This is a genomic window from Paracoccus sigandri (assembly GCF_003709565.1).
GTDB lineage: Bacteria > Pseudomonadota > Alphaproteobacteria > Rhodobacterales > Rhodobacteraceae > Paracoccus > Paracoccus siganidrum.
The window spans coordinates 191935-212391 of sequence record NZ_QNRC01000001.1; the positions used below are offsets into that span (position 1 = coordinate 191935).

General features: G+C 70.0%; 24 protein-coding genes. 13 read left to right on the top strand and 11 right to left on the bottom strand.

Annotated elements, in window-relative coordinates; all coding sequences use genetic code 11:
* Positions 1 to 20 precede the first annotated feature (20 nt).
* The 3 genes from C9E82_RS01050 to rsmA all read left to right on the top strand — a co-directional run bounded on the left by C9E82_RS01050 (position 21) and on the right by rsmA (position 3182).
* Positions 21 to 1292 (top strand): peptidylprolyl isomerase, encoded by a 1272-nt coding sequence (locus C9E82_RS01050; RefSeq protein WP_119898882.1) that lies wholly within the window; start codon positions 21 to 23, stop codon positions 1290 to 1292.
* Complete coding sequence (pdxA, locus tag C9E82_RS01055) at positions 1289 to 2257, top strand: 4-hydroxythreonine-4-phosphate dehydrogenase PdxA (RefSeq protein ID WP_119898883.1); 969 nt, start codon at positions 1289 to 1291, stop codon at positions 2255 to 2257. The genes C9E82_RS01050 and pdxA overlap by 4 nt, the downstream gene beginning before the upstream one ends.
* A 73-nt stretch (positions 2258 to 2330) precedes the next feature.
* Positions 2331 to 3182 carry a 16S rRNA (adenine(1518)-N(6)/adenine(1519)-N(6))-dimethyltransferase RsmA gene (rsmA, locus tag C9E82_RS01060; protein ID WP_119898884.1) on the top strand — a complete coding sequence of 284 codons (852 nt, stop codon included), beginning with the start codon at positions 2331 to 2333 and terminating at the stop codon, positions 3180 to 3182.
* A gap of 133 nt (positions 3183 to 3315) precedes the next feature.
* On the opposite strand, the gene C9E82_RS01065 is transcribed toward rsmA, so the two are convergent.
* The 4 genes from C9E82_RS01065 to speB all read right to left on the bottom strand — a co-directional run bounded on the left by C9E82_RS01065 (position 3316) and on the right by speB (position 7443).
* Positions 3316 to 4206, bottom strand: coding sequence for a DUF4167 domain-containing protein (locus C9E82_RS01065; protein WP_119898885.1), 891 nt, complete (start codon positions 4204 to 4206; stop codon positions 3316 to 3318).
* A 269-nt stretch (positions 4207 to 4475) separates the two neighbouring features.
* Complete coding sequence (gene prmC / locus C9E82_RS01070) at positions 4476 to 5327, bottom strand: peptide chain release factor N(5)-glutamine methyltransferase (RefSeq protein ID WP_240643590.1); 852 nt, start codon at positions 5325 to 5327, stop codon at positions 4476 to 4478.
* The gene (prfA, locus tag C9E82_RS01075; RefSeq protein WP_119898887.1) at positions 5324 to 6376 is read right to left on the bottom strand and encodes a peptide chain release factor 1; all 1053 of its coding nucleotides are present in this window, start codon (positions 6374 to 6376) and stop codon (positions 5324 to 5326) included. Before prfA ends, prmC begins: the two co-directional genes overlap by 4 nt.
* A gap of 107 nt (positions 6377 to 6483) precedes the next feature.
* The gene (gene speB, locus C9E82_RS01080) at positions 6484 to 7443 is read right to left on the bottom strand and encodes an agmatinase (protein WP_119898888.1); all 960 of its coding nucleotides are present in this window, start codon (positions 7441 to 7443) and stop codon (positions 6484 to 6486) included.
* A gap of 136 nt (positions 7444 to 7579) precedes the next feature.
* On the opposite strand from speB, the gene C9E82_RS01085 reads away from it, so the two are divergent.
* Positions 7580 to 8644: a cytochrome-c peroxidase gene (locus tag C9E82_RS01085; protein WP_119898889.1), complete on the top strand. Its 1065-nt coding sequence runs from the start codon at positions 7580 to 7582 to the stop codon at positions 8642 to 8644.
* A gap of 54 nt (positions 8645 to 8698) precedes the next feature.
* Here the strand turns inward: C9E82_RS01085 and C9E82_RS01090 are convergent, their stop codons facing one another.
* Positions 8699 to 9610, bottom strand: coding sequence for an MBL fold metallo-hydrolase (locus C9E82_RS01090; protein ID WP_119898899.1), 912 nt, complete (start codon positions 9608 to 9610; stop codon positions 8699 to 8701).
* A 261-nt stretch (positions 9611 to 9871) separates the two neighbouring features.
* Here C9E82_RS01090 and rpsF point away from each other — a divergent pair, with 261 nt between their 5' ends.
* The 4 genes from rpsF (at position 9872) to bmt (ending at position 12238) form a co-directional block, all read left to right on the top strand.
* Positions 9872 to 10279, top strand: a complete 408-nt coding sequence (gene rpsF / locus C9E82_RS01095) for a 30S ribosomal protein S6 (protein WP_119898890.1) — start codon at positions 9872 to 9874, stop codon at positions 10277 to 10279.
* Positions 10280 to 10291: 12 nt separating this feature from the next.
* Positions 10292 to 10519: a 30S ribosomal protein S18 gene (gene rpsR / locus C9E82_RS01100; RefSeq protein WP_119898891.1), complete on the top strand. Its 228-nt coding sequence runs from the start codon at positions 10292 to 10294 to the stop codon at positions 10517 to 10519.
* Positions 10520 to 10531: 12 nt separating this feature from the next.
* Positions 10532 to 11119, top strand: coding sequence for a 50S ribosomal protein L9 (rplI, locus tag C9E82_RS01105; RefSeq protein WP_119898892.1), 588 nt, complete (start codon positions 10532 to 10534; stop codon positions 11117 to 11119).
* A 153-nt stretch (positions 11120 to 11272) separates the two neighbouring features.
* Entirely contained in the window at positions 11273 to 12238 is a 966-nt protein-coding gene (gene bmt / locus C9E82_RS01110) for a betaine--homocysteine S-methyltransferase (RefSeq protein ID WP_119898893.1), read from the top strand.
* A gap of 20 nt (positions 12239 to 12258) precedes the next feature.
* On the opposite strand, the gene C9E82_RS01115 is transcribed toward bmt, so the two are convergent.
* Together C9E82_RS01115 and C9E82_RS01120 are read right to left on the bottom strand one after the other, a co-directional pair.
* Complete coding sequence (locus C9E82_RS01115; RefSeq protein ID WP_119898894.1) at positions 12259 to 13197, bottom strand: alpha/beta hydrolase; 939 nt, start codon at positions 13195 to 13197, stop codon at positions 12259 to 12261.
* A gap of 107 nt (positions 13198 to 13304) precedes the next feature.
* Positions 13305 to 14384, bottom strand: coding sequence for a PA0069 family radical SAM protein (locus tag C9E82_RS01120; protein WP_119898895.1), 1080 nt, complete (start codon positions 14382 to 14384; stop codon positions 13305 to 13307).
* Positions 14385 to 14615: 231 nt separating this feature from the next.
* Here C9E82_RS01120 and C9E82_RS24325 point away from each other — a divergent pair, with 231 nt between their 5' ends.
* Positions 14616 to 14789, top strand: coding sequence for a hypothetical protein (locus tag C9E82_RS24325; protein WP_170162107.1), 174 nt, complete (start codon positions 14616 to 14618; stop codon positions 14787 to 14789).
* Between the two features lie 30 nt (positions 14790 to 14819).
* Here the strand turns inward: C9E82_RS24325 and C9E82_RS01125 are convergent, their stop codons facing one another.
* Positions 14820 to 15416 carry an HNH endonuclease gene (locus C9E82_RS01125; RefSeq protein WP_119898896.1) on the bottom strand — a complete coding sequence of 199 codons (597 nt, stop codon included), beginning with the start codon at positions 15414 to 15416 and terminating at the stop codon, positions 14820 to 14822.
* Positions 15417 to 15603: 187 nt separating this feature from the next.
* On the opposite strand from C9E82_RS01125, the gene C9E82_RS01130 reads away from it, so the two are divergent.
* Positions 15604 to 16035, top strand: coding sequence for a VOC family protein (locus C9E82_RS01130; RefSeq protein ID WP_122449177.1), 432 nt, complete (start codon positions 15604 to 15606; stop codon positions 16033 to 16035).
* A 102-nt stretch (positions 16036 to 16137) separates the two neighbouring features.
* On the opposite strand, the gene C9E82_RS01135 is transcribed toward C9E82_RS01130, so the two are convergent.
* The 3 genes from C9E82_RS01135 to C9E82_RS01145 are packed head-to-tail and all read right to left on the bottom strand — an operon-like array spanning position 16138 to position 18053.
* On the bottom strand, positions 16138 to 16794 hold the full coding sequence (locus C9E82_RS01135) for an alpha/beta hydrolase (protein WP_119898605.1): 657 nt from the start codon (positions 16792 to 16794) through the stop codon (positions 16138 to 16140).
* Positions 16791 to 17420 carry a DNA-3-methyladenine glycosylase family protein gene (locus C9E82_RS01140; protein WP_119898604.1) on the bottom strand — a complete coding sequence of 210 codons (630 nt, stop codon included), beginning with the start codon at positions 17418 to 17420 and terminating at the stop codon, positions 16791 to 16793. The genes C9E82_RS01135 and C9E82_RS01140 overlap by 4 nt, the downstream gene beginning before the upstream one ends.
* Positions 17421 to 17423: 3 nt before the next feature.
* Positions 17424 to 18053: a GntR family transcriptional regulator gene (locus tag C9E82_RS01145; RefSeq protein ID WP_119898603.1), complete on the bottom strand. Its 630-nt coding sequence runs from the start codon at positions 18051 to 18053 to the stop codon at positions 17424 to 17426.
* Positions 18054 to 18118: 65 nt separating this feature from the next.
* Here C9E82_RS01145 and C9E82_RS01150 point away from each other — a divergent pair, with 65 nt between their 5' ends.
* The 3 genes from C9E82_RS01150 to C9E82_RS01160 are packed head-to-tail and all read left to right on the top strand — an operon-like array spanning position 18119 to position 20308.
* Positions 18119 to 18835, top strand: a complete 717-nt coding sequence (locus tag C9E82_RS01150; RefSeq protein ID WP_119898602.1) for a pyrimidine 5'-nucleotidase — start codon at positions 18119 to 18121, stop codon at positions 18833 to 18835.
* A 38-nt stretch (positions 18836 to 18873) separates the two neighbouring features.
* Positions 18874 to 19062, top strand: coding sequence for a hypothetical protein (locus C9E82_RS01155; RefSeq protein WP_119898601.1), 189 nt, complete (start codon positions 18874 to 18876; stop codon positions 19060 to 19062).
* Positions 19063 to 19105: 43 nt separating this feature from the next.
* The gene (locus tag C9E82_RS01160; RefSeq protein WP_119898600.1) at positions 19106 to 20308 is read left to right on the top strand and encodes a UbiH/UbiF family hydroxylase; all 1203 of its coding nucleotides are present in this window, start codon (positions 19106 to 19108) and stop codon (positions 20306 to 20308) included.
* The last annotated feature ends 149 nt before the right edge of the window (positions 20309 to 20457 follow it).

A 20457-nucleotide genomic window follows, 5' to 3' on the forward strand; every position in this document is an offset into this window, starting at 1 on the left:
GAACGATTTGGGGGCAGCAGATGCGGCACATCCTTTCCGGCATCGCCTTGGCGGCGACGATCACCTTCGGCAGCGTGCAGCCGGGATCGGCGCAGAACCTGTTCGAGCCGGTCGTCTATGTCAACGACGGCGCCGTCACCCGCTACGAGGTCCAGCAGCGCATCCGCTTCATGCAGGTCCTGGGCGCGCCCGACACCTCTGCGGCCGAGGCCGAACAGGCGCTGATCGACGACCGGCTGCGCTTCTACGCGGCGCGGCTGATGGGCGTCGAGGCGACCGAGGAGGGCCTGCAGTCCGGGCTGGAGGAATTCGCCGGCCGCGCCGGGATGGATGCCGCGCAATTCACCGCCGCGCTGGAACAGGCCGGGATCGAACGGCAGGCCTTCCGCGATTTCGTCAGGGCCGGCATCGTCTGGCGCGGCGTGGTCGGGCGCCGCATCATCCCCTCGATCGATGTCAGCGACGCCGAGATCGACCAGGAGCTGAAGCGCCGGATCGAGACCCCGATCATCACCCGCGTGCTGCTGTCCGAGCTGATCATCCCCGCCCCCGAGGGGCAGGAGGAAGCCGCGATGGCGCAGGCCACGCAGATCGCCCGCTCGAACCCCTCGACGCCGCAATTCGCCGCCGCCGCGCAGCAATATTCCGCCGCCGCCTCGGCCGAGGCCGGCGGGCGGCTGGAGTGGCTGAACATCGACAACCTGCCGCCCACGCTGCGCCCGATCATCCTGTCGCTGCAACCCGGCCAGACCTCGCAGCCGCTGACCGTGCCCGGCGCGGTGGTGCTGTTCCACCTGCGCGACCAGATCGGCACGGTGCGGGCCGGGGCGCGCGAGCAGGTGCTGGACTACATGACGCTGCGCATGGGCTCGGCCACGGACGCCGCGGCGCTGGCCGCCCGCACGCGCTATTGCGACGATCTCTATGTGCAGGCCGGCCCCGAGGCCGCCCCGCGGGTGCAGCGCCAGACCGCCTCGCAGAACGCGATCCCGACGCTGATCGCGACGCAGCTGGCCTCGATGGATCCCGACGAGGCCTCGGTGGTGAATTACGGCACCTCTGCCGATCTGGTGATGCTGTGTTCGCGCCAGCCGGCGCTGCTGGCCGAATCGGGCGCGGATGTCGCGGTGACGACCCAGGCGCCCGACGGCGTCGAGGCGGCGGTGCCCAATCCCGACGGGGTGCCCAGCCGCGAGGCCGTCCGCAACGAGCTGTTCAACCGCAAGGCCAATGCCGCCGCCGAGGCCTATCTGGCCGAGCTGCGCGCCGAAGCGGTGATCCGCCGCCCGTGAGCGCATCCCGCATCATCCTGACCTGCGGCGAACCCGCCGGCATCGGCCCGGAACTGGCGCCGCTGGCGCTGGCGGGGGGCGTCGACTTCGCCTTTCTGGGCGATCCGCGCCATCTGCCGCCGGACACGCCCTGGACCGAGATCCGCGACCCCTCCGACCCCGCGCCCGACGGCCGCCTGCCGGTCCTGCGCCACGATTTCGCCGCCCCGGCCACGCCCGGCCGCCCCGACCCGGCCAATGCGCCGGGGGTGATCCAGGTCATCGCCCGCGCCGTGGAGCTGGTCGCCACCGGCCGCGCGGCCGGGATCACCACGCTGCCGATCAACAAGCAGGCGCTGAAGGAAGGCGCGGGCTTCGCCTTTCCCGGCCATACCGAATACCTCGCGCATCTGGCCGGCGACGTGCCGGTGGCGATGATGCTGGCCTCGACCAGCATCGAGCCGCCCTGCCGGGTGGTGCCCGCCACGATCCACATCCCGCTGGCCCAGGTCCCGGCCGCGCTGACGCCCGCGACCCTGGAACAGGCGATCCGCCTCACACATGCCGCGCTGATCCGCGACTTCGCCATCCCCGCACCGCGAATCGCCATGGCCGGGCTGAACCCCCATGCCGGCGAGGGCGGCACGATGGGCCATGAGGAACAGGACTTCATCCGCCCGCTCCTCGACCGCCTGCGGGCCGAGGGCCTCGACCTCTCCGGCCCGCTGCCCGCCGACACCATGTTCCACGCCCCGGCCCGCGCGCGCTGCGACGCCGCCATCTGCGCCTATCACGACCAGGCGCTGATCCCGATCAAGACGCTGGATTTCGCCGGCGGCGTGAACGTGACGCTCGGCCTGCCCTTCATCCGCACCTCGCCCGATCACGGCACCGCCTTCGACATCGCGGGCCGCGGCCTGGCCGATCCCGCCTCGACCATCGCCGCGCTGCGTATGGCCCGCGACATGGCCCAGAACCGGCGATGAGCTTCATCTTGGCGCAAATATCCTCGGGGGGAGTCCCGAAGGGACGGGGGGCGGACAGCCCCCCCTTCGCCGCATGAGCACGATCGACAACCTGCCGCCGCTGCGCGAGGTCATCGCCCGCCACGATCTGCGCGCGAAGAAGCAGCTTGGCCAGAATTTCCTGCTGGACCTGAACCTGACCGCCAAGATCGCGCGGCAGGCGGGCGAGCTGGCGCAATGCGACGTGCTGGAAATCGGCCCCGGCCCCGGCGGGCTGACCCGCGGGCTGCTGGCCGAGGGCGCGCGCCATGTCCTGGCCATCGAGAAGGACGCCCGCGCCCTGCCCGCCCTTGCCGAGATCGCCGAACGCTACCCCGGCCGGCTGACCGTCCTGCATGGCGACGCGCTTGAGATCGACCCGCTGGCGCATCTGACCCCGCCGATCCGCATCGCCGCGAACCTGCCCTACAATGTCGGGACCGAGCTTCTGATCCGCTGGCTGACCCCGCCGGACTGGCCGCCCTTCTGGCAATCGCTGACGCTGATGTTCCAGAAGGAGGTGGCCGAGCGGATCGTGGCGCAACCGGGCTCGAAGGCCTATGGCCGGCTGGCGCTGCTGGCGCAATGGCGCAGCGACGCCCGCATCGTCATGACCCTGCCGCCCGAGGCCTTCGTGCCCGCCCCCAAGGTGCATTCGGCGGTGGTCCACCTGACCGCCCTGCCGCAACCGCGCTTTCCCGCCGATCCCGCGATCCTGTCGCGCCTCACCGCCGCCGCCTTCAACCAGCGGCGCAAGATGCTGCGCGCCAGCCTGCGCGGCCTGCATCCGCGGATCGAGGCGCTGCTGGAAGCATCCGGCATCGCGCCCACCGCCCGCGCCGAGGAAATCGACCTGGAACGGTTCTGCGCCCTGGCGCGCGCCCTGGCCGCCGCGCCGCGGGCCTGACGCAGCGCGCCCAGAACGGAACAAGGCCCTGCGCCTCGTCGCCGGATATCGACCCGACAAGATGCGAACAGGCCCGCCATTGATCCGGCGGGCCTGTTCGAGGTTCCAGAAAGGCAGGCTTCGGAAGGGCCGGTTATTCCGCGCCGTTTCCGGCGGCTCCGTCCCCGGCGGCTGCGGGCTCGGATCCGGCCGCCGGCTTGCGGCGGGTCCGGCCGGTCGTCGTCGTCGCGCGGGGCGTGCGCGGGGCACGCGGGGTGCGGCTGCGGGTGGGCTTTTCCTCGGTTTCCGGGGTCGCCACGCGGGCCGGCCCCTCATCCTCGCCTTCGGCTGCGGCCGGCGCCACCGCATCGGGCAGCGCGGCGCTGCTGCGGCGGCGCGGCGATTCGCGGCGGCGAGGGGCGGCAGGCGCCTGGGCTGCTGCCGCAGCAGGCTCGGTTTCGGTCACGGCGGGTTCGGGCAGGGCGGGCTCTGATGCCGCGGCCTCGGCTTCCGGCGCAGGGGCCGCAGCGGGCTGTTCCTGCAAATCGGGCTGACGCGGCTCGCGCGGGGCATGATCGCGCTGGCCGTTTTCACGCTGGCCGTTTTCGCGCTGGCCCTGCTCGCGCCCGCCATGATCGCGGGCGGCATTCTCGCGGCTGCCATTGTCGCGCCCACCATGATCGCGTCCGCCATTCTCGCGACCGCCACTCTCGCGACCATTGTCGCGGCCACCGCTGCCGGTCTCGTCGTCGCCCTGGCGCGGCTGCTGGTTCTGGTGCTGGGCCTGGCGCTCGGCCATCTCGCGCTGCGCCTCGCCCAGCATCCGCGTGTAATGCTCGGCATGCTGCAGGAAGCTCTGCTCGGCCACGCGGTCATTTGACAATTGCGCGTCTCGGGCCAGCGTCAGGTATTTGTCGATGATCTGCTGGGGCGTGCCCCGCACCTTGCCCTCGGGGCCCGAGCTGTCAAAGACGCGGTTGACGATATTCCCCAGCGAGCGCTGGCGGTTCGACTTGTTGCGCGAACGGGATTTCGATGATCTCATCAGTCTGTCTGTATATGTTCCAGAATGGTCTGGGTTCCAGGAAGGTCTGGACGGCGGTCAAAGCGGCAATGGCGGCCATCACCGCGCCTTACCGTTCAGCCCGGCTTGAACCTTGCAGGGCGCATGGCGCACCCGTTCGGCATCCGAAGTGTCAGGCTGACTGTGCGGAGGCCCCTCAGCCCCGGCACGCGGCTGAATAATCACGCTCGAAGCCGTATGACAAGGGAAATTTCGCGTGGCATCCGTAATTTCCCCGTATTTCGACATATTCAGCCGCAGGGCTGCGCCAAAACGACGCGGTCTCGGCCGTCCAGATCGGTCAGCAGGCGGGTTTCTGCCCCGGCTGCGCGAAAGATCGCCTGCACATCCGCGCCCTGGGCCTGGCCGATTTCCACCAGCACATGCCCGCCCGGCGCCAGGTGATCCGCGAATCCCCCTGCGATGGCGCGATAGGCCGACAGCCCGTCGCCGCCGTCGGTCAGGGCCGAATGCGGCTCCCAGTCGCGGACCTCGGGCGCCAGGTCCGCCATTTCGGCAAGCGCGATATAGGGCGGATTCGAGACGATCAGATCGAAGCGCCCGTCGATGGCGCCGAACCAGTCGGAGTGCCGGAACTCGGCGCCGACCCCCAGCAGATGGGCATTGCGGCGCGCCACATCAAGCGCGGCGGGCGAAATATCGCAGCCCAGGCCCCGCGCGCCGGGCCGCGCCGCCAGAAGCGAGATCAGGATCGCCCCGGTCCCCGTCCCCAGGTCCAGGACCGAATTCCAGGGCAGATCCAGCGCCGCCTCGACCAGCGTCTCGGTCTCGGGGCGCGGGTCCAGCGTGTCCGGGGTGACGATGAAATCATGGTCCCAGAAGGCGCGGCGGCCGGTGATCTGGCTGACCGGCTGGCGCCGCTCGCGCGCGGCGACCAGCGCCTCATAGGCGGCGGCCAGCTCGGGCGGCGCCGGTTCCTGCAGATGCGCGGCCAGGTGATGCCGCCGGACCTTCGGCCCCAACGCCTGCTGCAGCGCGTGCAGGAACAGCACCGAGGCATCGCGCCAGGCATCGGCGATCCCGGCCGCCTCCAGCCGGTCCTGCGCCTCCAGGCAAAGCGCCATCCCGGTGGGCCGGCTCATTCCTGCGCCGCCAGCCGGGCGGCCTGGTCATGGGCCACCAGCGCATCGATGATCTCGGTCAGGTCGCCCGCCATCACCCGGTCCAGCGCATAGAGTGTCAGGTTGATGCGATGGTCGGTCATCCGCCCCTGCGGGAAGTTGTAGGTGCGGATGCGCTCGCTGCGATCGCCGCTGCCGACCTGCGACTTGCGGTCGGCGGCGCGCTCGGCATCAGAGCGGGCGCGCTCCATGTCATAGAGCCGGGCGCGCAGGACGGCCATCGCATTGGCGCGGTTCTGGTGCTGGGACTTTTCCGAACTGGTGACGACGATGCCGGTCGGCAGATGGGTGATCCGCACCGCCGAATCGGTGGTGTTGACATGCTGGCCGCCCGCGCCCGAGGCCCGCATCGTGTCGATGCGGATGTCGGCGGCGGGAATGTCGATATCGACCTCCTCGGCCTCGGGCAGCACGGCCACGGTCGCGGCGCTGGTATGGATGCGCCCGCCCGATTCGGTTTCCGGCACCCGCTGGACGCGATGCACGCCGGATTCGTATTTCAGCTGGGCGAAGACCCCCTCGCCCGCGATCCTGGCCACGGCCTCCCTGACGCCGCCCAGGTCGGATTCGGTCAGGTCCAGCAGCTGGAAATCCCAGCCCTGGGCCTCGGCATGGCGGCGATACATGGCCAGCAGGTCGCCCGCGAACAGCGCCGCCTCCTCGCCGCCGGTGCCGGGCCGGATCTCGATGATCGCAGGCCGGGCATCGGCCGCGTCCTTCGGCAAAAGCGCGATCCGCAGCTTCTGCTCCAGCTCGGGCAGGGCCTCGCGCAGCCGCGACAGCTCGTCCTCGGCCAGCTCGCGCATCTCGGGATCGGCCAGCATCGCCTGCGCCTCGGAGATGCCGTCGCGCGCCGCCCGCCACTGGCCGATCTCCTCGACCACCGGCTTCAGCTCGGCATATTCCCGGCTGATGCGCGCGATCTGCGCGGGATCGGCGCCGGCATTCAGCTGCGCCTCGAGAAACTCGAAACGCTGGATGATCTGGGCAAGGCGGTCTTCGGGCAGCATGGGGCGCAATTACCGCCGCAACCCTCCGCGGGCAAGCGCCAAGCGCAGCAGGCGTCCCGGCCCTGCGCTTCTTCGTTGTCCAAATACCCGGCACGCCCGGCAGGCCGTCAGCGCCGCCGCCAGCCATAGAGCGCGATCAGCTCCATCGCCACATGGGCCGCCGCCACGGCGGTCGCCCCGGTGGTGTCGTAGGGCGGCGAGACCTCGACCACGTCGCCGCCGATCAGCTCGATCCCCGCCAGCCCCCGCAGCAGCGCCGCCGCCTGCCAGCTGGCCAGCCCGCCCCAGACCGGCGTGCCGGTGCCGGGCGCGAAGGCCGGGTCCAGCGCGTCGATGTCGAAGGTGACATAGACCGGCCGGTCGCCCGTCACCGCGCGGATCCGGGCCAGCACCGCATCCACGCCGTCGCGATGCAGCGAGGGCGCGTCCAGGATCGTCACACCCAGGGTCTCGGGATTCTCGGTGCGGATGCCGACGCTGACGCTGGCGGCGGGGTCCACCACCCCCTCGCGGATCGCCTTGTAGAGGAAGGTGCCGTGGTCGATCCGGTCGGGATCGTCGTCGGCCCAGGTGTCGGAATGCGCGTCGAACTGGATCAGCGCGACCGGGCCGCGCCGCGCGGCGACCGCGCGCAGGATCGGCAGCGTGATGAAGTGATCGCCCCCCAGCACCAGCGGCGCCGCGCCGGCATCCATGATCGCGCCGACATGCGCCTCGATCCGGGCCGGGACCTCGCGCACATTGGCATAGTCGAAGGCCATGTCGCCGTAATCGGCCACGTTCAGCACCGACAGCGGGTCATAGCCCCAGCCATAGGGCGGATCATAGGGCTGCAGCGTCGAGGCCTCGCGGATCGCGCGCGGCCCGAAGCGGGCGCCCGGCCGGTTCGTCACCGCCTGGTCGAAGGGGATCCCCGTCACCGCCAGGTCGACCCCGGCCAGATCCTTGCCATAGCGGCGGCGCAGGAAGCTGGTCGCCCCGCCGAAGGCATTCTCGAAACTGGGCCCGCGCGGATCGCCGCGCGTAAAAGCCTGGTCCACCTGGTTCTTCGCGTCTTCCAGCGCCATCCCGGCCTCCTGCCACCGCCACCCGGCACTTTATGCGGCATCGGGCAAATCGCTGCAATTTGATCCATGTCATGGCCGAAAGAGCCGCGACGGGCCAGAATTCCGGCAAGGACGCCGACCCATTCAGGAGAAAGCCATGAAGCCATCTCTTCCCGCCGCGATCGCCCTTGCGGTGACCGCCCTGCCGGCCTTCGCGCAAGACGAGGCCATCGACAATGCCACCCTGCGCGAGGACGCCCAGTTCTATTTCGAAGCCATCCCGACCGAACCCGTCGCGCCCGAGGGCAACGAGCTGACGCCGGCCCGCGTCGACCTGGGCGCGATGCTGTTCTTCGACCCGCGCATGTCGCGCTCGGGCCTGTTTTCCTGCCAGTCCTGCCACAATGTGGGCATCGCCGGCGTGGACGGGCTGGAGGTCTCGATCGGCCATGGCTGGCAGCAGGGACCCCGCAACGCGCCCACGATGCTGAACGCGATCTTCAATATCGCCCAGTTCTGGGACGGCCGCGCCCCCGACCTGGCCGAACAGGCCAAGGGCCCGGTCCAGGCCGGGGTCGAGATGAACAACACGCCCGAGAACGTCGTGGCGACGCTGGAATCGATGCCCGGCTATGTCGAGGCCTTCGCGGCCGCCTTCCCCGCCGAGGAGGCGCCGATCAGCTTCGACAACTTCGCCGTCGCGATCGAGGCCTTCGAGGCGACGCTGATCACCCCCAACAGCCGCTTCGACCAGTTCCTGAACGGCGATGACGAGGCGATGACCGACCAGGAGAAACGCGGGCTGGCCGCCTTCATCAATACCGGCTGCGTGTCCTGCCACGCGGGGATCAACTTCGGCGGCCAGGACTATTTCCCCTTCGGCCTGATCGAACGGCCGGGCGGCTCGGTCCTGCCCGAAGGCGACCGCGGCCGCTTCGAGGTGACGCAGACCGCCGATGACGAATATGTCTTCCGCGCCGCGCCCCTGCGCAACGTCGCGCTGACCGCGCCCTATTTCCACTCGGGCGTGGTCTGGGACCTGTCCGAGGCCGTCGCGGTCATGTCCAGCTCGCAGCTGGGCACCGAGATGGAGGAAGAGCAGATCGAGGAGATCGTGGCCTTCCTGGGCACCCTGACGGGCGAGCAGCCGCAGGTGGTCCATCCGATCCTGCCGGTGCGCGGCAGCAATACGCCGAAGCCGCAGCCGATGTATGTGCAATGAATGAAGACCCCGGCCCGCACCCTGCGGGCCGGGGCTCTTGGCTGCCGCCGCGGCTCAGTCCGCGGCAGGCGGGGCGAAGTAATTGGCCGGGATCTTGAAATAGCTGCGCCCGTCGGCTTCCGGCTCGGGCAGGCGCCCGGCGCGCAGATTGGCCTGCAGCGCGAACAGCATCCGGTCGGGCAGCGGCAGCGTCGCATCCCGCGAATCGCGCAGGGCGACGAAATCCGCGCGCGGGGTGCCGCCGCCCAGATGGGCATTGCGGGCCTTCTGTTCGGCCACCGTCGATTCCCATTCGGCCTCCTCGCGCGTCGCGGTGCCGTAGTCATGGCCGACGAACAGCCGCGTCTGATCCGGCAGGGCCAGGATCGCCATCAGGCTGTCATAGAGCTGGCCCGAGGATCCGCCGGGGAAATCGGCACGCGAGGTGCCGACATCGGGCTGCATAAAGGTGTCATGGACGAAGGCCGCATCGCCGATCACATAGGTGACCGATCCCAGCGTATGGCCCGGCGACAGCATCACCCGCACCTCCAGCTCGCCCAGCCGGAAACGCTCGCCATCGGCAAAAAGCCGGTCGAAGTCGCGACCGGGCGCGAAGCCCCCCGGCAGGTGATAGATCCCCTCCCACAGCGCGGCGATCTCGCGGACCTTCTCGCCGATGCCGTTGGGCGCGCCGGTCCGTTCCTTCAGCCAGGCCGAGGCCATCAGGTGATCGGCATGGGGATGGGTGTCCAGGATCCAGGCCAGCGTCAGCCCGCGCCGCTCGGCCTCGGCCAGGGCCCATTGGGCGGCATCGTGGCGGGTCGAGGCGCTTTGCGGGTCGAACTCCTGCACCACATCGATCAACGCCGCCTGCCCCGTCGCCGGGCAGGACACCAGATACTGGCAGCTGCCGGTCGGCGCGTCGTAAAAGCCCAGGACATCGGGCGAGCCCGGCCCGCGCGACGCTGATTGCCTGCTGAACATCTTGGCCTCCATGAATTCAACAAACGGAATATAACTGCCCCACCCCCCGATGCAAGGCGTCCCCTGATGCAGGGCGGGCCTTTCGCCCCGGCGCGACAGCCCCGGCCACCCGCCACGCCGCGAATCACCTTGCATCCCCGGCCTCCGCCGCTATAAGGCCCCATCCTTCCGCCGAGATGACGCAACCGGTGCAGCCTCTCGTGGCGGGGCGCGGAGGGATCTGCCCGCCTATGAAGCGCGCCTGAACATGAAAGGGATGCCATGCCTCTTTACGAGCATGTGCTGATCGCCCGCCAGGACCTGTCGAACACGCAGGCCGAAGGGCTGATCGAACATTTTTCGACCGTGCTGGCCGATAACGGCGGCAAGGTCGTCGGCACCGAATATTGGGGTGTCCGCACCCTCGCCTACAAGATCAACAAGAACCGCAAGGGCCATTACGCCTTCCTGCGCTCGGACGCCCCCTCGGACGCCGTGACGGAGATGGAGCGCCTGGCCCGTCTGCATGACGACGTGATGCGCGTGATGACCATCCGCGTCGACGAACACGAGGACGGCCCCTCGGTGCAGATGCAGAAGCGCGACGACCGTGGCGACCGCGGTGATCGCGGGCCGCGCGGTGACCGTGGCGATCGCGGTGATCGCGGCGACCGCCGCGAGCGGAACTGAGGAGACTGATCCATGGCGAACAAACCGTTCTTCCGCCGTCGCAAGGTCTGCCCGTTCTCGGGCGAGAATGCGCCGACGATCGACTACAAGGACACCCGTCTGCTGCAGCGCTACATCAGCGAACGCGGCAAGATCGTGCCCTCGCGCATCACCGCCGTCTCGGCGAAGAAGCAGCGTGAACTGGCCCGCGCCATCAAGCGCGCCCGCTTCCTCGCCCTGCTTCCCTATGTCGTGAAGTAAGGAGAGACGATCATGCAAGTCATCCTGCTGGAACGTGTGGCCAAGCTGGGCCAGATGGGCGAAGTCGTGAAGGTGAAAGAGGGCTATGCCCGCAACTTCCTGCTGCCCCAAGGCAAGGCCCTGCGCGCCTCGGACGCCAATATCAAGGCTTTCGAGAACCAGAAGATCCAACTGGAAGCCCGCAACGCCGAATCGAAGGCCGAGGCGCAGAAGGTTGCCGACAAGCTGCACGGCGAGACCTTCGTCGTGATCCGCTCGGCTTCCGATGCCGGCGCGCTCTACGGGTCGGTCACGACCCGCGACGCCGCCGATGCCGCGACCGAGGCCGGCTTCACCGTCGACCGCAAGCAGGTCGTGCTGGGCGCGCCGATCAAGGAACTGGGCCTGCATGACGTGATCGTCGTGCTGCACCCGGAAGTGGAAGCGACCATCACCCTGAACGTCGCCCGTTCGACCGAAGAGGCCGAGCTGCAGGCGCAGGGCAAGTCGATCCAGGACCTGGCGGCGGAAGCCGATGCCGAGGCCGAATTCGAGATCGCCGAGCTGTTCGACGATATCGGCGGCGCCACCGGCGACGAAGACGGCGACAACCAGAACTGATCCGGTCCACCATATCGACCAGACAGCCGCGCCGGTCCTCCGGCGCGGCTTCTTTTTTGGGCAGGTTTCCGGGCCGGCGGATAGGAACCGCGCCGACAGGCCCTATATGATCAGCCATGCGCAATGGCCGCAACGCAGCCCGAGGGACAAGAGATGACCGATCCGCTGAGCCGTCTTCTGCAGGAACGCGACTGGCTTCTTGCCGACGGGGCGACCGCGACCAACCTGTTCAACATGGGCCTGCCCTCGGCCCGCCCGCCCGAATTCTGGAACGCCGAGGCGCCGGACCGGGTGCGCGACCTCTATCGCGCGGTGGTGGCGGCGGGATCGGACCTGTTCCTGACCAATACCTTCGGCGGCAGCGCCAGCCGGTTGCGCCTGCATGGCGCCCAGGCCCGCGTGGCCGAGCTGAACCGGCTTGGCGCCGAGATGGCGCGCGAGATCGCCGATGCCGCCCCCCGCCCGGTGATCGTCGCCGGCAGCATGGGCCCGACCGGAGAGATCATGGCGCCGATGGGCAACCTGGACCATGCCAGCGCCGTCGCCATGTTCCACGAACAGGCCGAGGCGCTGAAGGCCGGCGGGGCCGACCTGCTGTGGGTAGAGACCTTCAGCTCGCTGCCCGAACTGCGCGCGGCGGCCGAGGCCGCGCTGCTCTCCGGGATGCCCTGGTGCGCGAGCTTCAGCTTCGAGGCCGCCGGCCGCAGCATGATGGGCGTCACCCCGGCCCAGCTTTCGGCCGAGGTCGAGCGGCTGATGAACCCGCCCGTGGCCTTCGGGGCCAATTGCGGTATCGGCGCGGCCGACCTGCTGCGCAGCATCGCCGCCTTCTGCGCGGCGGGCTCCGAACGGCCGCTGATCGCCAAGGGCAATGCCGGCGTCCCGCATTTCGAGGACGGCCATATCCATTACGACGGCACGCCGGCGCTGATGGCCGAATATGCGGTGCTGGCCCGCGACATGGGCGTGCGCATCATCGGCGGCTGCTGCGGGACCATGCCCGAGCATCTGGTGGCCATGCGCGAGGCGCTGGAAACCCGACCGCGCGGATCGCGCCCGACGCTGGACGTCATCGCCGAACGGCTGGACGGCTTCGGCAGCACCGCCGGCGAGGTCTAGGCGAGGTCCAGGCCGGCGCCTCAGGGGTCCAGCAGCGACAGGAAGGCCCCCAGCGCCTGGCCATAGCGCCGCGGGTCCTCGTAGAACGAGCCCAGGTGATCGCCCGCGCTCTGCAGCAGGACGGTGACGCCCTGCCGCCGCGCCGCCAAGTCGCGGGATGTCGCGACCGGGACCACCGAATCGTCGGCGCCATGCGCCAGGAAGACCGGCCCCGGAAACTGCTCGAACACCTCGCCGACCCGCGCGGCGCGCATGTCGACATAGCCCGCATGGGGCATCAGCCAGGCCGCGACCGGCAGCGCGACCGAGGTCAGCGGCGCCCAGTGGCGCGCGGCCATGCCGCCGACGACCGCGACCAGATCCAGCGCCGGCGCGTCCAGCACGACGCCGACGATCGCCTCGGCCCGGTCGCTTCGCTTCAGGAACTGCCCCAGGATCGCGCCGCCCATCGAATCGGCGGCGACGATCTGGCGCGAATAGCCGCGCTGTGCCAGGAACTCGACCGCCGCTTCCAGGTCGCGCCATTCCGTCAGCCCGAACCCATAGCGGCCGTCGGGCGAGGCCGGCGCGCCGGGATCGTTGCGATAGGTGATCAGCAGCACCGGCACCCCGGCATCGTGCAGAAGCGACAGCAGGCGATAGCCATCCTCGCGCGCGCCGGCGATGCCATGGACATGGATCGCGGCAAATGTCGCGTCGCGGTCGCCCTCGACGAACCAGCCCGGCGCCGGGCCCAGCTCGGTCGGGATGCGCACATCCTCGAAATCCAGACCCAGCGCGGCCCTGGGATCGCCGCGATAGCCCAGCTCCAGCGGATCGGCCGGCCGTTCCTGCTGCGCCAGGGCCTCGGCGATGGGACCCACGCGCAGGCTGGCCTCGGTCGATCCGGCGACCAGCCAGGCGACGGCCCCCAGATAGATCGCCAGCAGCGCCGCAAGGATAGCCAGGACAAGACGCACGAAACCACTCCGCCACAGGGAAACAGCCGGCACCATAGCAGCCGCGATTCCGGGCGCCAGATGGCTTGAAAGGCAGCTCCCGTCGACGGCCGCAACCCGCCGCAGGGTCAGAACAGGCTCAGCTGGTCCCCGGACCGGGGCGGCGGCCCGAAGCGGCTGCAATCCAGCGGCGGGCCGCCCTCGCGATAGCCCAGCCGGCGGCGCGCGACGCGAAAGCGCTGATGCATCAGCTGCGCCTCGATCCCCTCGCCCCGGAAGCGGTGGCCATAGCGCGGATCGTTGTCGCGCCCGCCGCGCATGGCCTGCAGCTTGCCCATCACATGGGCGACCATACCCGGCCGGTGCCGCTGCAGCCAGTCGCGAAACAGCGGCGCCACCTCATGCGGCAGGCGCAGCGGGATGATCGAGGCATGGACCGCCCCCGCCTCGCGCGCCGCCGCCAGGATGCGCTCGATCTCGGGCTCGGTCAGGACCGGGATGACCGGGGCGACCATGACCCGCACCGGCACGCCCGCCCCCGACAGCGCGGCGATCATCTTCAGCCGCACCTGCGGCGCGGGCGCCCGAGGCTCCAGCGCGCGGGCCAGCCCGGCATCCAACGTCGTCACGCTGATCCCCACCGCCGTCTGGTCCTTCGCCGCCAGTTCCGCCCACAGCGCCAGGTCGCGCAGCACCGTATGGCCGCGCGTCACCAGCGTGACCGGATGGTTCCAGTCGCGCAGCACCCGCAGGATCGCCGGCATGATCTTCAGCCGCGCCTCGACCGGCTGGTAGGGATCGGTATTCGTCCCCAGCGCGATCGGCGCCACCTTGTAAGAGCGCCGCGCGATCTCGCGCTCCAGCAGGCGCGCGGCATCGGGCTTGGCGGTGATCTTCGTTTCGAAATCCAGCCCCGGCGACAGGCCCAGATAGGCATGGCTGGGCCGCGCATAGCAATAGATGCAGCCATGTTCGCAGCCGCGATAGGGGTTGATCGAGCGGTCGAAGGGCACATCGGGCGAGGAATTGCGCGTGATGATCGCCCGCGGGCGTTCCGTCACCACCTCGGTGCGCAGCAGCCGGCCGTCCTCCGGGATGTCCCAGCCATCGGATTCGCGGACGCGGCCCAGGCGCTCGAACCGGCCTTCCGGCTGGGTATCGGCCCCCCTGGCCTTCAGAATCCGGTCGGGATCGCGTGGCGGCAGCATCGCCCGACATTAGAACATTTCGGGAACATTTGCCAGCGATTCGCCGGGAGCGCCGACCCGCCCCCGCCGCGGCCGGGACCTGTCCGGGGATTCCGGCGGGCCGCCGTCCGAAAACCGGCGGAATCCGGTACGGAAATCCCCCGAACGCAGCGGAAAAACGACTCAAATGCGCCGGATCACTTTTCAACCGGGCAGAGCGCGCCCATATTAGGCAGAAGGAGAACACGCATCATGCCATTGCCGCATTTCCTGCTGCTGATCATGGCGGTCATCCTTGCCGCCGCCCTGACGCTCTGGCTGTTTTTCGCCACGGGCGTGCCCCAGATCCTGTTTGCGCTGCTGATCCTGGGCGGCGCCGGGCTGGTGCATCTGTCCCTGCGCAAGCATCACGACCATCGAGGCTGAACAAGGCCCGCGCCCGTTCAGCTTCCCCGTTCAGCTTTCCAGCTCGGCATCCCAGTACAGAAAATCCATCCAGCTGTCATGCAGGTGGTTCGGCGGAAAGCGCCGGCCGACGGAATGCATCTCCTCGGGGGTGGGCTGGCGCGGCTTGCGGCGCAGGCTCATTCCCGAATGGCGCAGGCTGCGATTGGCCTTGCGCAGGTTGCAGGGGCTGCAGGCCGCGACGACGTTTTCCCAACTGGTGATCCCGCCGCGGGACCGCGGCACCACGTGGTCGAAGGTCAGGTCGCCCTTCGCGCCGCAATACTGGCAGCAGAATTCGTCCCGCAGGAAAAGATTGAAGCGCGTGAATGCCACGCGCTTCTGGGGTTTCACGAAATCTTTCAACACGACGACCGAGGGGATGCGGAAGGCCTGTCGCTGACTTCGCACCACCTCGTCATATTCGGCCAGGATGCAGACCCGGTCCAGGAAGACCGCCTTGATCGCCTCCTGCCAGGGCCACAGCGACAGCGGGTAATAGCTCAGCGGCCGGTAATCCGCATTCAGCACCAGCGCCGGATAGTGGCGCAGGCTCGCGGGCTCGCGCACGAACTGGGTTCGGAATTCGCTATGATGATCGTCCAGCATGTCGCCTTTCCGCCTGCGCCCCGAAGGCCGGTCCGGGGCTGCCCGTCAGATCCATGACCACGACTATATATCGCGTCCGCCATCTGGCAAGCCCCCGGATGTATCCGGTTCGGGGACAAATTAGGCGCTGCGGGTGACAGGGCCGTGACGGTTGCCCGCCGCCGGCCCGCATGGCAGTCTGGCAAACATGACCCGGAACCCGCCGCCCCTGCTGGGCACGCTGGAAAGCGCGCTCTATGCCGAAGACCTCGACGCCGCCACGCGCTTCTGGCGCGACGTGATGGGGCTGGAAGCCTTCCAGACCGTGCCCGGCCGTCACGTCTTCTTCCGCACCGCCCGCGACCCGGCGCAGGTCCTGCTGGTCTTCAACCCCGCGGCCACCGAAAAACCGCCCGCCCCGGATGCGAAACTGCCCGTCCCGCCCCATGGCGCCCGCGGCCCCGGCCATTTCTGCCTCGCCGCCAGCCCCGACACGCTGGACCGCTGGCGCGCCCATCTCGAAGATCAAGGCATCGCCATCGAGGCCGATTTCCACTGGCCCGGCAGCGCGCGCTCGATCTATTTCCGCGACCCGGCCGGCAATTCGATCGAACTCGCCGATCCGGCCATCTGGGACTGACCGCCCCTTCATCTTGGCAAAAATATCCTCGGGGGGAGTCCCGCAGGGACCGGGGGGCAGACAGCCCCCCGCCACCGCCCGGCCGGCAGGCCGGGCAAGAGATCACTTGCCCAGCCGGTCCTTCAGAAACTGCAAGGCCACCGACAGCCCGTCGGGCGAAATGCCATGCGGCGTCCCTTTCATCACATGGCCATGGACGGTGAAGCCCGCGCCCTGCAGGGCCTCGCCCGCCAGGTCCATCTCCTCGAAGGGCACGACCGGGTCCTGGTCGCCATGGATCAGCAGGACCGGCGGCTTCACCTTCGCCTCGGCCTCCAGCTTTTCCGGCGCCAGCAGCCGGCCCGAGAAGCCGATGATCCCCGCCACCGGCGCGTCGCGGCGCGGCACCACATGCAGAGCCATCATCGTCCCCTGCGAGAAACCGATCACCACCATCCGGTCGGCGCCCAGGCCCTCCTCGGCCAGCACCTTGTCCAGGAAGGCGTCCACCGCCGGGATCGAGCGCGCCATCGCCTCCTGCGCCTGCGCTTCCGAGGATCCGTCCAGCCAGGGGATCGGGAACCACTGATAGCCGAAGGGATTGTTCCGGCTGCGCTCGGGCGCGTCGGGGGCATGGAAGGCCACGCCCGGCAGATGCGGCGACAGCGGATCGGCCAGCCCCAGCAGGTCGGCCCCGTCGGCGCCATAGCCATGCAGGAACACGACGACCGCATCCGCCTTTTCCGGCCCCTTGCGGGCTGATTTCAACTCGACCGTCATCGCACTCCCTCGCGTCCCTTTGCCCGCCGGTAATAGGCCCACAGCCCCCGCGCCGCAACCGCGCGCCAGGGCCGCCACGGCTCGGCCATCGCGCGCAGGGCGGCGGGGCCGGGCCGCGCCTCCAGCCCGTACATCAGCCGCGCGGCCTCTTGCAGGGCCAGATCGCCCGCGGCCAGGACATCCGCCCGGCCAAGCGCGAATTTCAGATAGATCTCGGCGGTCCAGGCCCCGATCCCCGGCAGCGCGACCAGCGCCGCGATCGCCTGGTCGTCGGGCAGCACCCGCAACCCGTCCCAGTCCAGCCCACAGGCCGCGATCCCGCGCAGATAGCGCATCTTGGCCCGCGACAGCCCGGCGGCGCGCAATTCCTCCTCGCCCGCCGCGGCCAGCCGCTGCTGCCCGGTCAGCCCCGCCGCCGCCATCCGGTCCCAGATCGCCTGCGCCGCCTGGGTCGAGATCTGCTGGCCCACGATGGCGCTGGCGATGGCCTCGAACCCGTCCGCGCGCCGGCGCAGCGGCAGCGGGCCAAGATCGGGCAGCACCCGCGCCCAGACCGGGCAGACCCGCGCCAGATGCTCCGCACCCTCGGCCAGGTCCGCCTCGGTCTCGATCAGCCGCACGGGCAGGCGCTAGTCATGATCCGCCTGCGCCTCCAGCTTCAGCCGCGTCTCCCAGGCCATCGAGATATGCTGGCGCAGCGCCGCATCCGCCGCCTTGCCGTCCCCCGCCGCGATGGCGTCGACGATGCGCTTGTGTTCGGACAGCGCGGTCTCGCTGCGCCCCTCGGCGGCCAGCGAGGTCCGCGCCATCAGCGCCATGGTCCGGTGGACCAGGTCCAGCTGCTGCACCAGGTAACGGTTATGCGAGGCCAGGTGGATCTGGTGGTGGAAGCGCTTGTTGGCCCGCGCCAGCGCCTCGGGATTGCCGATGCAGCGCTGGTCCTCCTGGACCATCTGCGCCAGCACGCGGATCTCCTCGGGGGTGGCGTGGCGGGCGGCCAGCCGCGCGGCCAGCGCCTCCAGCTCGGCGCGCACGGTGTAAAGCTCGGCCAGCTGGTTGTGGTCCAGCGAGGCGACGATCAGGCTGCGCCCGTCGCGCACCAGCATCGCCTGGGTCTCCAGCCGCTGCAGCGCCTCGCGCACCGGAGTGCGCGACACGCCGAAACGCTCGGCCAGTTCGGATTCGACCAGCCGGTCGCCCGGCCGGTAGGTGCCGGCTTCGATCGCGGCAAGGATCAGGGAATAGGCGTCCTCTTTCATGGCCGCCACGATTGGCAAAGCCGCGCCCGATTGCAAGCGCGCGTTTGACGGGTTAGGCCGATGACATGGATTTCGCCGATGTCGACATCTGGATCTTCGATCTGGACAATACGCTCTACCCGCCCGAGGCGGCGCTGTTCTCGCAGATCGAGGCCCGCATGACCGCCTATGTCATGCACCTCTTGGGCGTGGACCGGGACCGGGCCGACCTGATCCGGCGCGACTATTGGCGCAGGCACGGCACGACGCTGGCCGGGCTGATGGCCGAACACCGCATCGATGCCGCCAGCTACCTGGCCGAGGTCCACGACATCGACTTCTCGGGCCTCGCGCCCGACCCGGCGCTGGCCGCCGCCATCGCCGCCCTGCCCGGCCGCAAGATCATCCACACCAATGCCGATGCCGCCTATGCCCGCCGGGTGCTGGCCGCGCGCGGGCTGGCCGCCGGCCCGGACGATCTGTTCGAGGCGATCTTCGGCGTCGAGGAAACCGGCTTCCGCCCCAAGCCCGCCGCCGCCGCCTTCGAGGCGGTGCTGGCCGCCAGCCGCGCCGATCCCCGCCGCGCCGCCTTCTTCGAGGACGACCCGCGCAACCTGCAGATCCCCCATGCGCTGGGGATGCGCACCGTGCTGGTCGGGCGCGGCCGCCTCGGCCCCGACGAGATCGCGCAGCACGCCGATCACGGCGCCCATGTCCAGCACCGCACCGACGACCTGACCGCGTTCCTCTGCCGCATTGCCTCGGGCGGGTTCACCGGGCAGAATGACGCCCGAACGCGCTGACCCCCAATGCGCTGCCGCCGTTGCAGCAAGAGGCACCCATGACCCACGACACCACCCCCACCGACGATACCCGCCTGACGATCCGCGTGCTGGTCGCGGTGCTGCTGGTCGTCATCCTCGCCGTCGCGCTGGTGATGAATTTCGGCCTGCCGGCGCTCGGCTTTCTCGGGCTGGCCGCGACGATCCTGGTCTTCGTCATCATGCTGGCCTTCACCGCCGGTAACTGACCGCAGGGCGGGCAAAGCAAACGCGCCAAGCAAGAGGCCGCCAATGAGCCATGATCCACGGGATTGCGACATCCTCGTCTCGGGCGGCGGCATCGCCGGGCTGATCGCGGCGGCGGGTTTCGGGGCCGAGGGCTTCTCGACCCTCTGCGTCGATCCCGCCCCCCCGGTCACCGAGGAATCGGCCGAGGGCGCCGACCTGCGCTCGACCGCCTTCCTGGCGCCCTCGGTCGCGCTGCTGGAACGGATCGGGCTGTGGGACCGGCTGGCGCCCTTCGCCACGCCCCTGCAGGTCATGCGCATCGTCGATGCCGGCGGCGCCCGGCCCGAGCCGCGCCTGACCCGCGACTTCGACGCCGCCGAGATCGGCGACGCGCCCTTCGGCTGGAACCTGCCCAACTGGCTGCTGCGGCGAGAGATCGCCGACCGCCTGTCGCAGCTGCAGAACGTGCGCTTCCGGCCCGGCACCGCCACCCGGCAGGTCATCACCCGCGACGAGGCCGCCCATGTCACCCTGTCCGACGGCGCCCAGGTCCGGGCAAGGCTGCTGATCGGCGCCGACGGCCGCGATTCGCCGGTGCGGCAGGCGCTGGGGATCGGGGTGCGCCGCTTCCGCTATGGCCAGAAGGCGCTGGCCTTCGCCGTCACCCACGCGGCGCCGCATCTGAACGTCTCGACCGAGGTCCACCGCTCGGGCGGGCCGTTCACGCTGGTGCCGCTGCCCGATCGCGAGGGCAGGCCGTCCTCCGCGGTGGTCTGGATGGAAAGCGGCCGCGAGACCGCCCGCCTCGCGGCGCTGCCGGCGGCGGATTTCCATGCCGAGCTGAACGCCCGTTCCGCCGGGGTGCTGGGCGAGCTGACCCTGGCCACGCGGCTGACGCAATGGCCGATCATCAGCCAGATCGCCGACAGCTTCAGCGGCCAGCGAACCGCGCTGATCGCCGAGGCCGCCCATGTCGTCCCGCCGATCGGCGCCCAGGGGCTGAACATGAGCCTTGCCGACCTTGCCGCGCTGATCGAGCTGTCGCGCGCCAATCCCGGCAGCGCCGACAGCCTTGCAGCCTATGGTCGCGCGCGGCGCCCCGACGCCTATGCGCGGCTGCTGGGGATCGACGCGCTGAACCGAGCCAGCCAGGCATCCGCCCGGCCGCTGCGCGACCTGCGCGCCGCGGCGCTTGGCGGGCTCTACGGCATCGCCCCAGTGCGGCGGCTGATGATGCGCGCGGGGCTGGGGATGCGCCACGGCTGAGATATGCCGCCCCGGGCGCCGCGGGAAACCCGCGGCGCTTCCTGCGTCCCGCGATGGCGGGGGGCTGCCTGCCCCCCGGCCGCCTGGCGGCGGCTCCCCCCGGAGGTATTTGGAAGGAGTGCGAGGGACCATGTCTTGAAGGCGGGGTG